The sequence below is a fragment of the Streptomyces sp. NPDC048590 genome (genome assembly GCF_043199535.1).
Lineage (GTDB): Bacteria > Actinomycetota > Actinomycetes > Streptomycetales > Streptomycetaceae > Streptomyces.
Window position 1 is genome coordinate 440,494 of the sequence record NZ_JBICWC010000005.1, and the last position, 15,771, is coordinate 456,264.

General features: G+C 71.4%; 12 protein-coding genes. 6 read left to right on the plus strand and 6 right to left on the minus strand.

Going from position 1 to position 15,771, the window contains the following annotated elements; translation table 11 throughout:
- Positions 1 to 124: 124 nt before the first annotated feature.
- Positions 125 to 1,696: an alpha/beta hydrolase gene (locus ACGFNN_RS17865; RefSeq protein WP_393556866.1), complete on the minus strand. Its 1,572-nt coding sequence runs from the start codon at positions 1,694 to 1,696 to the stop codon at positions 125 to 127.
- Positions 1,697 to 1,823: 127 nt separating this feature from the next.
- Positions 1,824 to 2,867 carry an Rv2578c family radical SAM protein gene (locus ACGFNN_RS17870; protein WP_393556868.1) on the minus strand — a complete coding sequence of 348 codons (1,044 nt, stop codon included), beginning with the start codon at positions 2,865 to 2,867 and terminating at the stop codon, positions 1,824 to 1,826.
- 146 nt (positions 2,868 to 3,013) lie between these two features.
- Between ACGFNN_RS17870 and ACGFNN_RS17875 the strand changes: the two genes are divergently transcribed.
- Together ACGFNN_RS17875 and ACGFNN_RS17880 are read left to right on the plus strand one after the other, a co-directional pair.
- Positions 3,014 to 3,457 carry an SRPBCC family protein gene (locus ACGFNN_RS17875; protein WP_362544616.1) on the plus strand — a complete coding sequence of 148 codons (444 nt, stop codon included), beginning with the start codon at positions 3,014 to 3,016 and terminating at the stop codon, positions 3,455 to 3,457.
- A 199-nt stretch (positions 3,458 to 3,656) separates the two neighbouring features.
- Positions 3,657 to 6,119, plus strand: a complete 2,463-nt coding sequence (locus ACGFNN_RS17880) for an MFS transporter (RefSeq protein ID WP_393556870.1) — start codon at positions 3,657 to 3,659, stop codon at positions 6,117 to 6,119.
- A 43-nt stretch (positions 6,120 to 6,162) separates the two neighbouring features.
- Here ACGFNN_RS17880 and ACGFNN_RS17885 read toward each other — a convergent pair whose 3' ends face one another.
- From ACGFNN_RS17885 to ACGFNN_RS17895, 3 genes are read right to left on the minus strand one after another with little or no spacing between them, the layout of a single operon-like run.
- The gene (locus ACGFNN_RS17885; RefSeq protein WP_393556872.1) at positions 6,163 to 7,302 is read right to left on the minus strand and encodes an acyltransferase; all 1,140 of its coding nucleotides are present in this window, start codon (positions 7,300 to 7,302) and stop codon (positions 6,163 to 6,165) included.
- A complete protein-coding gene (locus ACGFNN_RS17890; protein WP_393556873.1) occupies positions 7,302 to 9,527 on the minus strand; it encodes a bifunctional polysaccharide deacetylase/glycosyltransferase family 2 protein in 2,226 nt (741 codons plus the stop codon). The genes ACGFNN_RS17885 and ACGFNN_RS17890 overlap by 1 nt, the downstream gene beginning before the upstream one ends.
- Positions 9,527 to 9,922 (minus strand): hypothetical protein, encoded by a 396-nt coding sequence (locus ACGFNN_RS17895; protein ID WP_393556875.1) that lies wholly within the window; start codon positions 9,920 to 9,922, stop codon positions 9,527 to 9,529. Before ACGFNN_RS17895 ends, ACGFNN_RS17890 begins: the two co-directional genes overlap by 1 nt.
- A gap of 293 nt (positions 9,923 to 10,215) precedes the next feature.
- Between ACGFNN_RS17895 and ACGFNN_RS17900 the strand changes: the two genes are divergently transcribed.
- Positions 10,216 to 11,259, plus strand: a complete 1,044-nt coding sequence (locus ACGFNN_RS17900; RefSeq protein WP_393556877.1) for a chitinase — start codon at positions 10,216 to 10,218, stop codon at positions 11,257 to 11,259.
- A gap of 77 nt (positions 11,260 to 11,336) precedes the next feature.
- Here ACGFNN_RS17900 and ACGFNN_RS17905 read toward each other — a convergent pair whose 3' ends face one another.
- Complete coding sequence (locus tag ACGFNN_RS17905; protein WP_362544598.1) at positions 11,337 to 12,230, minus strand: LysR family transcriptional regulator; 894 nt, start codon at positions 12,228 to 12,230, stop codon at positions 11,337 to 11,339.
- A gap of 124 nt (positions 12,231 to 12,354) precedes the next feature.
- Here ACGFNN_RS17905 and ACGFNN_RS17910 point away from each other — a divergent pair, with 124 nt between their 5' ends.
- The 3 genes from ACGFNN_RS17910 to ACGFNN_RS17920 all read left to right on the plus strand — a co-directional run bounded on the left by ACGFNN_RS17910 (position 12,355) and on the right by ACGFNN_RS17920 (position 15,715).
- Positions 12,355 to 13,356: an aldo/keto reductase gene (locus ACGFNN_RS17910; RefSeq protein ID WP_393556879.1), complete on the plus strand. Its 1,002-nt coding sequence runs from the start codon at positions 12,355 to 12,357 to the stop codon at positions 13,354 to 13,356.
- Between the two features lie 189 nt (positions 13,357 to 13,545).
- The gene (locus ACGFNN_RS17915; protein WP_362544592.1) at positions 13,546 to 14,379 is read left to right on the plus strand and encodes a M55 family metallopeptidase; all 834 of its coding nucleotides are present in this window, start codon (positions 13,546 to 13,548) and stop codon (positions 14,377 to 14,379) included.
- On the plus strand, positions 14,372 to 15,715 hold the full coding sequence (locus ACGFNN_RS17920) for a M20/M25/M40 family metallo-hydrolase (protein WP_393556881.1): 1,344 nt from the start codon (positions 14,372 to 14,374) through the stop codon (positions 15,713 to 15,715). The genes ACGFNN_RS17915 and ACGFNN_RS17920 overlap by 8 nt, the downstream gene beginning before the upstream one ends.
- The last annotated feature ends 56 nt before the right edge of the window (positions 15,716 to 15,771 follow it).

A 15,771-nucleotide genomic window follows, 5' to 3' on the forward strand; every position in this document is an offset into this window, starting at 1 on the left:
GAGCCCCGGAGCCCGGGACCAGGTCACCGGCGGCAGGCACGCACGCCCGGGGGCGTACGGGGAGCCGGCCGTGGTTCACACGGTCCGTCCCGCCGTACGCCCCCGGTGCGGGGTCCGGCGCTCGTCAGCCCCGGAACCCCAGCAGTCCGTGCAGCGTCTTGCCCTTCGTGTTCGCGCCCGCCTTCGTGGCCGCGGCCGCCTTCGGCTCCGGCAGGGCGGCGCAGACCGCGTCCGGGCCGCTCCCGGGTGCTGCCGGGAGCGTGCCGTCGGTGAGGTAGCGCACCAGGTGCTTGTCCAGGCAGTCGTTGCCGCTCAGGGTGATGCCGTGGTTCCCGCCGCCCTGCTCGACGACGAGGCCGGAGCCCTTGAGCTGCCGGCTCATGGTGACGCCGCCCTCGTACGGAGTCGCCGCGTCGTCCGTGGCCTGGAGGACGAGGGCGGGGCCGATCTCGTCGTTGGTGACCCGCAGGGGCTCCAGCGGTTCCACCGGCCAGGTGGCGCACGGTGCGTTGTACCAGGTGTTGTTCCACGACATGAAGGGCGCCTTGGCGTGCGCCTTCCAGGTGTCGCCACGCCAGGCGCTCCAGTCCTGAGGCCATCCGGCGTCCCGGCACTGCACCGCCGTGTAGACGGAGTAACCGTTGTCCCCGCTCCGGTCGACCTCGGCGAAGTCCTTGTACGCCGTCGCGAGCGCGTCCTCGTCCTTGTCGTTGACGTACGCCGCGAACGCCTCAGCCAGGCGCGGCCAGTAGCCGTTGTAGTACCCGCCCGGCATGAAGGTGTCCTCGAGCTCGCCCGGTCCGACCTTGCCGGCCGCGGGGTTCCGCTTCACCGCGTCGCGCATGCGGTACCACGCGGCTTCCACGCCGGCGGGGTCCTTGCCGAGGCGGTACGTCGCGTCGTTCTTCGCGACCCACGCGGCGAAGGCCTTGTGGCGGGCGTCGAACGCGTGGTCCTGCGCCAGGTTGTCCTCGTACCAGACCCCGTCCGGGTCGACGACCGAGTCGAGGACCAGGCGACGGACGTGCTCGGGGAACAGCTTGGCGTAGACCGCGCCCAGGTAGGTTCCGTAGGAGTACCCGAAGTAGTTGATCCGCTTCGCCCCCAGTGCCTTGCGGATGACGTCGAGGTCCTTCGCGGCGCTGACGGTGTCCATGTACGGCAGCAGGTCGCCGTGCTTCTCGCCGCACGCGGCGGCGAACGAGGCGGCACGGTTGCGAGCCGTCCGCTCCGATTCGAGGGAGTCGGGCACCGAGTCGGGGCGCACCGGCGCGAAGTACTTCGGCAGGCAGTCCAGGGCCGGCCGGCTCTTGCCGACCCCGCGGGGGTCGAAGCCGATCACGTCGTACTGGGCGGCCAGCTTCTTCGGCAGCGAGGACGCGACGAAGCCCGCCATGGAGAGCCCGCTGCCTCCCGGCCCACCGGGGTTGACCAGCAGGGGTCCCTGTGACTTCTTCGCCGTGTGGGGGATGCGGGAGAGGGCGAGGGTTACCGGTCTGCCTGACGGGTTGTCATGGTCGAGCGGGGCGGTGACCGTCGAGCACTGCAGCCTGGGGTACGCCTTCGTCCCGCAGGCGGTCCATTTGAGCGGAGTGGCCGCGGGACCCGCCGCGGCCGCGGGGGCGGAGGGCGCGGCGGTCACCAGACCCGCGACCGTGGCGCCGACCGCGACCAGAATTCCTGCACGTTTCGTCATAGGGCCTCCCGTGATGGGGCAACGCGGCTGTGGGTGGCACAGCCCCCGCCGCATGCTTCCCGGGTCCGGGCGCCTGAGGACACATGTCCGCGAGAGTTGACCCGTTCGGTGAGGGAGACCCGTGCGGTCAGAGCAGCGACAGCTGGGTGGGGCCGGGTGCGGGGCCGTCCGCGGAAGCCGTCGGCGTCCCGCGGGCGACGCTGCGGGCATCGCTGCGGTCCGCCGGGCCGATGCCGAACTCGGCCGCCAGCTCGTGCACCCGGCGGGTGATGCTCCGCTGGTACCAGGTCGGCGCGTACGCCCCGTCCGCGTACATCCGTTCGTACCGTTCGATCAGGTGCGGGTGGTGCCGCCCGAGCCACTGCATGTACCACTCACGCGCGCCGGGGCGCAGATGGAGCACGAGCGGGGTCACCGAGGTCGCCCCCGCCTCGGCGATGGCCCGGACCGTGTCGCGCAGCTGCTCCGGGCTGTCGCCGAGGAACGGGATGACCGGGGCCATCAGTACGCCGCAGCCGATCCCGCTGTCCGCCAAGGCGCGTACGACGTCCAGCCGGCGGTCGGGGGAGGGCGTGCCGGGCTCGACCGAGCGCCACAGCTCCGTGTCGGTGAAGCCGACGGACACGGAGACGCCGACCTCGGTGACCGCGGCGGCCTGCCGGAGCAGGTCGAGGTCCCGGAGGATCAGGGTGCCCTTCGTGAGGATGGAGAAGGGGTTCGCGTGGTCGCGCAGGGCCGTGATGATGCCGGGCATCAGCCGGTAGCGGCCTTCTGCCCGCTGGTAGCAGTCGACGTTCGTGCCCATCGCGATGTGCTGGCCGTGCCACCGCCGCGAGGCCAGGTGGCGGCCCAGCAGTTCGGCGGCGTTGACCTTGACGACGATCTGGGAGTCGAAGCCGAGGCCGGTGTCCAGGTCCAGATAGCTGTGGGTCCGTCGGGCGAAGCAGTACACGCAGGCGTGGGTGCAGCCCCGGTACGGGTTCACGGTCCATTCGAACGGCATGCGGGAGGCCCCGGGCACCCGGTTCACGATCGAGCGGGCCCGGATCTCATGGAAGGTGATCCCCCTGAACTCGGGGGTGTCGAACGTACGCGTCGTCACCGCGTCCGCGGCGAAGAGCGCACCGTTGCCTTCATTTGTGGTGTTCTCGGCGAGATTGTCCCAGCGCATGAACGCCTCCTCCGTAGCACTCCGCAGAGAATAGAACATGTGTTCCCTTGATCGTGCGCGGGTGGGCCGGCGCACGATTTTGAGGGTCCGTGCCCGAGGTGGTTGGCTCAGCAGCACCCGAAGAACCGAGTGCTGGAGGAGCAGGCATGGCGCAGGTCGAGGCCACTACGGAGCGGATCATCGCGGCGGACGCCGAGACGGTGTTCGACGCGCTCGCCGACTACAAGGAGGTCCGTGGCAAGGTGCTCCCCGGGCACTTCAGCGAGTACGAGGTGCGCGAGGGCGGGGACGGCGAAGGCACCCTCGTCCACTGGAAGCTGCAGGCCACCAGCAAGCGGGTCCGTGACTGCCTGCTCGACGTCACGGAGCCCACGGACGGGCAGCTGGTCGAGAAGGACCGCAACTCCACGATGGTCACGACCTGGACGGTCACCCCGGCCGGCGAGGGCAGGTCCAAGGCGGTCGTCACGACCGTGTGGAAGGGCGCGGGTGGCATCGGCGGCTTCTTCGAGAAGACCTTCGCGCCCAAGGGCCTCGGCCGGATCTACGACGAACTGCTGGAGAACCTGGCCCGCGAGGTCGAGAAGTAGCCCCGCTCGTAACCCTGTTGGCGTCACGCCGGCCTCACCGGAACGGGTGGTTTTCCGGAGTGGCCGGTTGTGCGCCTTAGCGCCTCCCACCGGCGCATAAGCCCTCTGAGTGCGCCCAGCGTGCGCCCGGTCGCGTTTGCCCCTTCTTGCTCACCGATGCGAGAAATGAGCGGCGCAGCTGCGACGAGGGGAGCGTCACGTGGTGGGTGGGATCACTCTGGTGAAGGACGAGGGCGGTACCGAATACGGGACGCCCGGTGAGGTGCGCGAGGAACCGGGCGGACCGGAGTCCGGACCACCCGCACCGCCGGCCGAAGCCGGACCGGCCGCGCCGTCCCCCGACATCAGCCCCCGCAGGGTGAGGCTGGTCTTCCTCGGGCTGATGCTCACCCTCCTGCTGGCCGCGCTCGACCAGATGATCGTCGCCACCGCTCTGCCGAAGATCGTCGGTGAACTCCACGGCCTCGACAAGATGTCCTGGGCCGTCACCGCCTATCTCCTGGCCTCGACGATCGGCCTGCCGATCTACGGAAAGCTCGGCGACCTCTTCGGCCGCAAGGGCGTCTTCCAGTTCGCGATCATCGTCTTCGTCATCGGCTCCGCCCTCGCGGGCTGGTCGCGCACCATGGACGAACTCATCGCCTTCCGGGCCGTCCAGGGCATCGGTGGCGGCGGACTCATGATCGGGGTCCAGGCGATCATCGCCGACATCGTCCCCTCCAGGGAGCGCGGCCGCTACATGGGCCTCATCGGGGCGGTCTTCGGGCTGGCCTCGGTTGCCGGGCCGCTCCTCGGCGGGTTCTTCACCGACCACGCCTCGTGGCGGTGGTGCTTCTACATCAACGTGCCCTTCGGCATCGTCACCCTCGCCGTCATCGCGCTCGTACTGAAACTCCCCAAGCCGACGGACAGGCCCCGTCTCGACGTGATGGGCGCGCTGTTGCTCGCGGTCGCGTCCACCTGCCTCGTCCTGCTGACCAGTTGGGGCGGAACCGAGTACGCCTGGGGCTCCAGGACCATCGTGGGTCTCACCGCGGGAGCCGTCGTGACGACCCTGCTCTTCCTTGCGGTTGAACGCCGTGCCGCCGAACCGGTCATCCCCCTGCGGCTGTTCCGCGACTCGGTCTTCAACGTCACCTCGCTCGTGGGCGCGGTGATCGGGGTCGCGCTCTTCGGGGCGGCCAGCTACCTGCCGAGCTACCTCCAGATGGTCGAGGGTGTCTCGGCGACCGAGTCGGGGCTGCTGATGCTGCCCATGATGGGCGGCATCGTCGTCTCCTCGGTCGTCTCGGGCCAACTCGTCTCGCGTACCGGCCGCTACCGCGTCTACCCGCTCGTCGGCGCGGCCGTCTCGGCCGTCGGCATGTGGTTGCTCTCCCGGCTGGACACCGACACCTCCTCGCTGGAGTACGGCGTCTGGCAGGCCGTCCTGGGCATCGGGATCGGGCTCGTGATGTCCATCCTGGTGCTGGCCGTGCAGAACTCCGTACGACCGTCCGACCTCGGCACCGCCACCAGCGCCCACAACTACTTCCGCCAGATCGGCGGAAGCGTCGGAGCCGCGATCTTCGGCACCCTGTTCGCGGGGCGTCTCGCAGACGCGCTGGGAGTGCGTCTCCCCTCCGGTGCCGACCTGCCGGACGCGGAGTCGATCACCCCGCAGCTGGTCCACACCATGGAACCGGCGCTGCGCGACGCGTACATCCAGGCCTACGCCGACGCGATGCCGCGGATCTTCCTCTACCTCGTGCCGGTGCTGCTGCTCGGCCTCTTCCTCGCTTTCTTCCTCAAGGAGAAACCTCTGGTGTCCCACCCCACCTCCCACACGGACGCCGATCCGTCCGTGACCCAGGCCATCCCCGCCGCCCGCACCGATTCCGGCCCGGCGCAGCCCGTTCCGCTCCACGGTGTCCCGGTGTGCGGACGCGTCCAGCACTCCGACGGCACGACGGTGGGCAGGGCCGCCCTGACCCTCATCGACGGTCAGGGCCGGCAGGTCGGGCGCGGCGCGAGCGGCGACGACGGACAGTACGCGCTCAACGCCCCGGCCGCAGGCGCCTATGTGCTGATCGCCGCGGCCGGGGGCCATCAGCCGCAGGCCGTCAGCGTCACGGTCGGCGAGCGCCCGGTGGATCTCGACGTCGTCCTGGGCGGAGCCGGCCGGCTCGCCGGGGCGGTCCTGACCCCCGATGGCGCCCCCGTCAGGGACGCCGCGGTCACCCTCACCGACGTACGGGGCGAAGTCGTGGCGACCACCCGCACGGGGCGTGAGGGCGCCTATGTCATCTCCGAGTTGATCGCGGGGGAGTACACCCTCGCCGCCAGTGCCCCGGCCTTCCGTCCCGCGGCGCTCCCGGTGAGCGTGCAGGCGGCCCGGGAGACCCGGCAGGACATCGAGCTGGCGGGCGGAGCCGTACTGCGCGGCGTCGTCCGTGCCCCCGGTGGGCGTGCCGTCGAGGACGCCAGGGTCACGCTCCTGGACGCGGCCGGCAACGTGGTGGACACCCTCACCACCGGAGCCGACGGGGCCTTCCGGTTCGTGGACCTGTCGACCGGCGAGTACACCGTCATCGCCGCCGGCTATCCGCCCGTGGCCACCGTGCTCCAGCTTCCCGGGGGCGGACGGACCGAGCGCGATCTGCAACTGGGTCACGAGGACTGAGCGGAGCCTGCGGGGGTGTGCGGGCGCCCGCACACCCCCGGCGTCACGGCAGGAGGCGGGGCCTGCGTCGAGCCGCGACGTCCTCCACCCAGCCGAGCGACACCACCGCGACCGTGATCAGCACCCAGGCGACACCGAACTGGAGCCACACGCTCTCCAGCGGCAGGTGCCGCTCCAGCGCGGGCACCTGCCACATCAGGTCGATCAGCGGTACCGAAGCCATCAGCGCCACCTCGTGCCAGAGGTAGACCGTCACCGCCCGGGCGTTGAACACCGTGACGGTTCGGGCGGCGGCCCGGCGGAGTACCGGCGCGTGTTCCGGCGGCCCGGCGGGGCCCGGTGCGGAGCATGCCGCTCCGGCCGCCTTTCCTCGCCGGCCGGGGGACTGCCGAAGGCGCAGCAGGAGCAGGACGAACCCCGCCGACCACAGCGTCTGTGCGAGAGGGATGTCGTCCAGGTCGAAGGAACCGTCCACCGGGTGCCCGGCCGCCCACCAGGCCCCCGCGGCCATCAGCGGCGCCGCCACCGCTGCCACGTACGCACGCGGGAGCCGGTCGAGCACACCCTCACGGTGGGCGAAGCCCAGCAGCCAGCAGAACAGGAAGACCGAAGCGTCGCTCACCGCGCTCCCGACCCTGCCCTCCGGCGCGTCGTGGACGGTCCCCAGCAGCAGCGCGGGTACCAGCGACAGGGCGAGAAGGGGCAGCGGTGCCCGCCGGAAGAGAGGCAGCAGCGCGGGCGAGAGCAGGACGAACCAGAGATAGGCGCGCAGATACCACAGAACCGCCCACGCCTGCTCCCCCCACGCGTCGCCGGGCGGATCACCGACCGGCAGCACCCAGAGCGCTGCGTCCCATCCAGGGGACCAGCCGTGCGACAGCATCGCCGCCCCGAGGACGAGGCCGAACAGCCACAGCGGGATCAGCAGTCTCCGCAGCCTGCCGCGGACCACGGCGACAGGTGGCCGCCGCAGCGAGCGGGCCATCAGGGATCCGGCGAGTGCGAACATCACGCCCATGGAGGGGAAGACGTACCCCAGCCAGGGCCACTCGAAGGTGTGGTAGGTCACCACCCTGACCAGAGCCACGGCCCGCAGTACGTCGAAGTACCGGTCCCTTCCCGCAGCCGTGGCGGGCGCCGCGGGGGACGGCGGGGCGGCCGTCCTGCGGTGTGCGCCCGCCACTACGGCGCCCCCACGCGGGAGGAGCCCACCTCACCGGTGCGCTTCAGCTTCTGCCAGCGCAGCCTGCCGCCGGTCGCAGCCGTCACACAGGAGTGGATCAGCACCAGGTACATCAACTGCCGGTAGGCCAGTTGCTGCAGAGGGAGCATCAGCAGATAGCGGTACTTCTCCCGGTCGAGCCGGAAGGCGTACGCCGCGCAGAACAGCTGCACCGCCAGCACCGCCAGCCAGGCGAGCAGCGAGGCCCGGAGATCCACGAAGATCATCGCGTAGACGGTGAACACGTCGATGAGCGGAGCGAAGAGTGGTGTGACGATCTGGAAGAGCACCACGAGCGGCATGCCGACCCGGCCGAAGCGCCCGGACGGTCCCCGGTCGGTGACGGACCGGCGGTGTTTCCACAGCGCCTGCATGGTGCCGTAGCTCCAGCGGTAGCGCTGACGCCACAACTGCCCGAGCGAGGAGGGGGCTTCGGTCCAGGCCCGGGCGTGCTCGGCGTAGACGACCCGACGGCCCGCGCGGTGCAGTGCGATGGTGATGTCGGTGTCCTCGGCCAGGGTGTCCTCGCTCATTCCGCCCACCTCGATCACGGCCCGGCGGCTGAACGCGCCGACGGCGCCGGGGATGGTGGGCATGCAGCGCAGCAGGTCGTACATCCGGCGGTCCAGGTTGAAGCCCATCACGTACTCGATGTGCTGCCAGGCGCCGATCAGCGTGGACCGGTTGCCGACCTTGGCGTTGCCCGCGACCGCTCCCACCTCGGGATCGGCGAAGGGCTGGACGAGGCGGTGCACGGTGTCCGGTTCGAAGACGGTGTCTCCGTCCATCATCACGACGATGTCGTACCGGGCCTGGCGCACGCCGTTGTTGAGCGCAGCCGACTTGCCGGCGTTCTCCTGCCTGATCACTCTGACGTTCGGCAGCCCGAGCGATTCGGCGATCTCCGCCGTGCCGTCGGTCGAACCGTCGTCGACGACCAGGATCTCGATCGGATGGGTGCTCACGGCAAGGGAGTTGAGAGTGCCGGCGATGCACTCCTTCTCGTTGAAGGCGGGGACGATCACGCTGACCGGCTCCGTCACCTCGGGCCCCCAGCTGAAGCCGCGCCGGTTGCGCTGCCGGTGATGGCGCCGGGCGAGCACGAGCATCATGCCGAAGCGGGCCAGGACGGCGACCCCGACGACGGCGAGGACCGCCGCCAGGCCCGGCACGCTCCACTCGGCCACGGCGACCGCGGCCAGCAGGGCCCGTCCCTCCCAGAGGCTCGCGGTGTCCGCCGCGCGATGGGCGGCCTGCTCCGGGTCACCCTCCGCGGCTCCCGCGGGGGCGGGGCCGGCCTCTTCGCGCACCGCGGTCGAGGCGCCCTGGCGCTGCGCGCCGCTGACCGTGGTGAAGGTGTACCCCTTCGCCTTCATCTTCTTGATGTAGCGCGGCAGGGCGGCCAGGGTCTCGGACCGGTCGCCGCCCGCGTCGTGGAAGAGGACGGACGCGCCCTCACCGTTCTTCGGCGTCGCCCATTCGACGATCTTGGACACGCCCGGCTGCTGCCAGTCCTCGCTGTCGGTGTCGATGAACACGCTGGTGTAGCCCATCGCGCCGAGGCGCTCGTAGACGGGCCAGCTGTAGTCGTCGATGGCCTCGGTCTTCGAGGAGTACGGAGCGCGGAACAGGGTCGTGGTGATGCCGGCCGCACCGGCGAGGGCGAGCTGCGACTGGGCGATCTCCCGCTTCACCCGGGCCTCGCTCTGGTACGAGAGGTCCACATGGGTGAAGGTGTGGATGCCGACCTCGTTGCCCTCGTCGACCATCCTGCGGACGGTGCCGGGGTAGCGGGAGATCATCGAGCCGACGAGGAAGAAGGTGCCCGGCACGTCGTTCTCGTCCAGGATGTCCAGCACCTTCCCGCTCCACTCGGGGTCCGGGCCGTCGTCGAAGGTGAGCACGATGGTCTTGTCCGGCACGGACTGCGTACGGGCGGTGCCCCCGGGGAAACTCAGGATGGGCCCGCCCTCCAGGACCTCGTCGGGCACCGTCTTCGCGGAGGCGTCCGAGCGCACCCGCTGGTCGTTCCCGACCTCGGCGCGCAGATAGCCGTCCAGGAGCATCGTGACGACGAGCCCGAGGAGCAGCACCAGGGCCATGATCACCCGGGGCCGGGGGACGGCCTGGCGGCCCATCCGGCCGATTCCGCGGGGGGTGGCGTGGCGGCGTCGTGACGTGGCCATCAGTCCGTGCCGCCCGTCGCGGGCGCCGAGGCTTCACCGGACGGGAGGGCCCCGCCGGATCCGGGCGGTGCGGGCGCGCCGCTCGGGGGCGTGGTGCCCTGACCCGGCCGGTAGCCGGCGCCCGGTCCGGCCTCCGCGTCCCCGTCGAAGGGCATCAGTTGTGAGGGGGTCAGGGATATGCCGCCCATGAAGGCGAGGCCCAGCACCCCGGCGTACCCGAGGCACAGGGTGCCGAGCAGCAGGCCGGCGCGCCGGAGCAGCTTCGCCCGCCGTCCGGAGCTGTCCACGAAGACGGGGCCTCCCTGGGGGTGGCCTGCGGAGCGGGACGGGGCGGCGTGGGCCCTGCGTCGGCCGCGTGGAGCGGGGATGTTCTCGATGACGGGGTCGGATTGCATGTGCGCATGGTCGCCAGGCCTGATGTGAGAAGGCTTGAGCCTTTCTGGCCGCCGGCTGTGAGGGGAGCGCGAACCTGTCGGGTCACTGAGAGTGAGGCGCGGTGCGGCGGATCCACCGGTAGCTCCACGAACCCTTATTCGAAAGGGAGTTGAGGGATTCGAAAAGAGTCCGGGGATGCCGTCCCATGAGTTCTCTGTGTCGTTGCGTGACCCCGTGATGTGAGAGGTTCGAGCGGACGGGGTGGCATCCACCGCTGCCCCGGGACTCCCCTCCAGGACAGGTGCACACACTCATGCAAAGGCGCGCTCGGGCCCACACGGCCCAGGGGTCTGTCCGGCGGATCTTCGCGGGCCCACGAGGATCCGCCCTGGCCGGGCTGCTCGCGCTCGGCCTTGCCTGCTCGGCCTGCTCTGCGGGCGGTGTCGCCGACCAGGCCGGCGGGGCCCCCTCGCCACCGGCGGCACAGACCCGCTACGCGCCGTACGTCAGTGCGACGACCGCCGCCACGACGGACCGTGCCGGTGCGCCCGACACCTACAACCTGGCCTTCGTCACCTCCGACGCCTCCAGTTGCTCGCCCCTCTGGGGCGGCTCCACGGCGCTCACCTCCGAGGCGGTCGCGGCACGCGTCGGCGAGCTGACCGCCGCCGGGGCTGACGTCAGGGTCTCCTTCGGCGGCGCCGCGGGCACCGAGGCGGCGCTGGCCTGCGACAGCGCCCAGGAGCTGGCGGACGCCTACGCGAAGGCGCTCGACGCCGTCGGAGCCACCGCTGCGGACTTCGACATCGAGGGTGACGCGCTCACCGACACCGCCTCCGTCACCCGTCGCAACGAGGCCGTCGCCCTGCTCCAGGAACAGCGCGACCTCGATGTCACCTACACCCTGCCCGTGATGCCCGACGGCCTGGAGGACACCGGGACCGCCCTCCTCCGGGACGCGGTGGACCAGGGGGTGGAGATCGCGGCGGTGAACATCATGGCGATGAACTACAGCACCTCCCACGACGGCGACATGGGCGACTACGCGGAGAGCGCCGCGCAGGCCGCCCACGACCAGCTCGTGGAGGTCCTCGGGCTGTCGCGGGACGACGCGTGGAAGGCGCTGCACATCACGGTGATGATCGGGGTCAACGACGTGGCGGGGGAGACCTTCACCCTCGCGGACGCGGCCTCCCTGCGCTCCTACGCCACCCGTCGGGGCGTCGGCGCGCTCTCCATGTGGGCGTCCTTCCGCGACCAGCAGTGCGCGCCGGGTGTGAACGCCGCGAAGGCCTCGGACACCTGCAGCGGAGTCCGGCAGGAAGCCGGCGCGTTCGCCGAGGCGCTCGGCGGCTGACAGTCGGTGTTCTTCGCACACTCGGGACGGCGCACCCGCCGCCCGGTGGGGAACGGAGCGGCGACGGCAGGCGCCGCTCAGTGCGGCCCGGACTCCCGGACCAGCGTCATCAGCGCCCGCGCCCCCGGGCTCAGAGCACCTGCGGGCGGGAGCACCACCACGCTCTCGTAGAACGGTCGGTGGGATCCCTCCAGCTCGACCGCGACCAGACCGTCCGCCTCCGGCTTCCGCCAGAAGTGGTGCGGCACCACGGCGATCCCCAGGCCCTCGTGCACCAGTTCCAGCAGGCTGTGCACGTCGCTGACCTCCAGCGCCACGGTGCGGCGCACCCCCGCCGCGGCGAAGGCCTCGTCCGCCGCCCGGCGGGGACCCCAGTCCGGGTGGAAGTCGATGAACGACTCGCCGCGCAGGTCCTCCCATCCCGCCGGGGTGCCCTCCTGGGCGAAGCGGTGGCCGGGGGCGCACAGGACGACCATGGGTTCCCGTGCCAGCGGGACGAGTCCGCCCCGCCACTCCGGCGGGCTGACGGTCGCCGCGAAGGCGAGGTCCAGCCGCCCGCCCGCGACGCCCTCCAGCAGGCTGGAGGTCCCCTCCTGCCTGAGCCGGATCTCCATGTGCGGGTGCTCCCGGTGGAAGGCCGCGAGCAGCCGGGCCGTGCTGACCCCGGCCACACACTGCTCCACCCCCAGAGTCAGGGTGCCGCGGAGCAGCCCGCGCACGGCGTCCACGGCGTCCCGCGCCGCGCGTGCGCCCGCCAGGGTGCGCTCCGCCTCGACCAGCAGCGCGGCCCCGGCCTCGGTGAGCCGGACCGAACGCGTGGTGCGGCTGAACAGCGGCGTCCTCAGCTCCTGCTCCAGTGCGCGCACCGACGCCGAAAGGCCGGACTGGGACACCGCCAGCCGCTCGGCCGCCCGGGTGAAGTGCTGCTCCTCGGCGACGGCGACGAAGTGCTCCAGCTGACGCAGTTCCATGATTCAGCAATCTATCCGATCAATCCCAGCGGAATCTCCTGTTGGACCGCTGGATCCTTCTCCGACAGTCTTGGACACGAGCTCCTGACCTGGAGCGCTGGACCGTGTCCCGTGGAGTGCCCGCATGTACCTTCCGTCCGCCGACCGCTACGACGCCATGCCCTACCGGCGCACCGGACGCAGCGGCCTGCTGCTGCCCGCGCTGTCGCTCGGCCTCTGGCACAACTTCGGAGGCGACCGGACCCCGGAGAGCCAGGGCGAGATCCTCCGCAGGGCCTTCGACCTCGGCATCACCCACTTCGACCTCGCCAACAACTACGGCCCGCCCCCCGGCTCCGCAGAGATCGCCATGGGGCGCGCCCTGAGGACCGACTTCGCCGGGCTCCGTGACGAGATCGTCGTCTCCACCAAGGCGGGCTACCACATGTGGGAGGGCCCGTACGGGGAATGGGGCTCCCGCAAGTACATGCGGTCCTCGCTGGACCAGAGCCTGACCCGGCTCGGTCTCGACTACGTCGACATCTTCTACTCGCACCGCTTCGACCCCGACACCCCGCTCGAGGAGACCATGGGCGCCCTCGACACGGCGGTGCGGCAGGGCAAGGCGCTCTACGCGGGAATCTCCAACTACTCCGCCGAGCAGACCCGCGAGGCCGCCCGCATCCTGAACGAGCTGGGAACCCCCCTCCTCATCCACCAGCCGCGCTACTCCATGCTCGACCGCTGGGTGGAGGACGGACTGCTGGACACCCTCGACGAGCTCGGCACCGGCTCCATCGCGTATTCCCCGCTGGAACAGGGCATCCTGTCGGACCGTTACCTGAACGGCATCCCGGACGGCTCGCGCGCGGCGGGGACCAGCCCGTTCCTCTCCGCCGAGGCCGTCACCCCCGACCTGGTCGGCCGGCTGGGCGCGCTGAACGACCTGGCCCGTGAACGCGGTCAGTCCCTCGCCCAGATGGCGCTGGCCTGGGTGCTGCGCGGAGGCAGGGTCACCTCCGCGGTCGTCGGCGCGAGCAGCGTCGCCCAGCTGGAGAACAGCGTCCAGGCGGTGCGCGGGCTGGAGTTCGGCGAGGACGAGCTCGCCCGCATCGCGGAGCTCGTCAAGGGCACCGCCCGCCCCTGACGGGCCGCGCGGTCCCGGGCCTTCCGCCGCGCGCCTACCGTGCGGCGGAAGGCTTCACCGGACTGGACCAGTGACAGATCATCGAGGCCCTGGCCCGGCGCTGTCCCGGCGCGTACGGTGATCCGGCACGAAGATCCTCCGGCCGGCGACGGACGGGGGACCGACCGACCAGCGACAGGACCGCCCACCGTGAAGATCCTCGTCAGCGCCGACATGGAGGGCGCCACCGGAGTCACCTGGCCGGCCGACGTGCTGCCCGGTACACCGCAATGGGAGCGGTGCCGTTCCCTCTTCACCTCCGACGTCAACGCCGCCGCCCTCGGCTTCCTCGACGCCGGCGCGGACGAGGTGCTCGTCAACGAGGCGCACTGGAGCATGCGCAACCTCCTCCTGGAGCAGCTCGACGAGCGGGTCCAGATGATCACCGGCAGACACAAGACGCTCTCCATGGTCGAGGGCATCCAGCACGGTGACGTCGACGGCCTCGCCTTCGTCGGCTACCACACGGGCGCCGGGACGGAGGGCGTGCTCGCCCACACCTACCTGGCCAACTCCATCACCGGCGTCTGGCTGAACGGTGTCCGCGCGAGCGAGGGGCTGCTCAACGCCCATGTCGCGGCGGAGTACGGAGTCCCGGTCGTCCTGGTCACCGGCGACGACCTGACCTGCGTGGACGCCGCCGGCTACGCCCCGGACGCCCGCACGGTCGCCGTCAAGGACTACGTCTCGCGGTACGCCGCGGTGTGCCGCACCCCGGCACGGACCGCGGCGGACATCAGGGCGGCCGCCGCCGAGGCGGCCCCGCTGGCCGTCCGCCGCCCGCCCGTGACCAGCGGCTCCTACCGGGTGGAGCTGGAGTTCGACGCCGAGCATCTGGCGGGCGCCGCCACCGTGGTCCCGGGCGTGGCGGTGTGCGGCGAGCGCCGGGTCGGTTACACCAGCGGGACGATGTACGAAGGAATTCGCACGTTCAAGGCGGTGACGACGATCGTGTCGGCCGCCGTGGAGGAACAGTATGGCTGAGGCGGACCACCCCACCGGACCCGTCGACGAGCAGGCGCTCGGCGAATCGGTCACCTTCACCTCCGAGCTCATCCGCATCGACACGTCCAACCGCGGCGACGACAGCTGCCGGGAGCGCCCCGCCGCCGAGTACGTCGCCGAGCGGCTGGCCGCGGCCGGGGTGGAGCCCGCTCTCCTGGAGCGCACCCCCGGCCGGACCAACGTGGTCGCGCGGATCGAGGGCACCGACCCGTCGGCGGACGCCCTGCTGGTCCACGGTCACCTGGACGTGGTGCCCGCCGAGGCGTCCGACTGGACGGTGCACCCCTTCTCGGGCGAGGTCCGCGACGGCGTCGTCTGGGGGCGCGGCGCCATCGACATGAAGAACATGGACGCCATGGTCCTCGCCGTCGTCCGGGCCTGGGCGCGCGCGGGTGTCCGGCCACGCCGCGACATCGTCATCGCCTACACGGCCGACGAGGAGGCCAGCGCGCGCGACGGGGCGGGATTCCTCGCCGACCGGCACCGTGACCTCTTCGCCGGGTGCACCGAAGGCATCAGCGAGTCCGGGGCCTTCACCTTCCACGCCGGACCCGGCATGTCGCTCTACCCCATCGCGGCGGGGGAGCGGGGAACGGGATGGCTCAAGCTGACCGCCGAGGGCAGGGCCGGTCACGGATCCAAGGTCAACAGGGCCAACGCCGTCAGCAGGCTCGCCGCCGCCGTCGCCCGGATCGGTGAGTACGAGTGGCCCGTCAGGCTCACCCCGACCGTCCGCGCCGCCCTCGTCGAGATCGCGGCCCTCCACCACATCCGGGTGGACCCCGACGCTCCCGGCTTCGACGTCGACGAGGTCCTCGGGAAGCTGGGGCCCGCGGCCGCGCTGATCGCGCCGACCGTGCGCAACAGCACCAACCCGACGATGCTGGAAGCGGGTTACAAGGTCAACGTCATCCCAGGCCACGCCACCGCCCGCATCGACGGACGGATGGTGCCGGGCGGTGAGGAGGAGTTCCACGAGACGCTCGACCGGCTGACCGGCCCCGGGGTCGAGTGGGAGTTCGAGCATCGGGAGATCCCGCTCACAGCGCCCGTGGACTCACCCACGTTCGCGAAGATGCGCGCGGCCGTGGAGCTCTTCGACCCCGGCGCGCACGCCGTCCCGTACAGCATGTCCGGCGGCACCGACGCCAAGCAGTTCTCCCGCCTCGGTATCACCGGCTACGGCTTCTCACCGCTGAAGCTGCCCGTCGGCTTCGACTACCAGGCGCTGTTCCACGGCGTGGACGAGCGGGTCCCCGTCGACGCCCTGCACTTCGGTGTCAGGGTCCTGGACCACTTCCTGCGTCACGCCTGACCCGGACCGGACCCGCACGACCCGGCCGAAACCGCACCGCGGCGGTGCGCCCACCA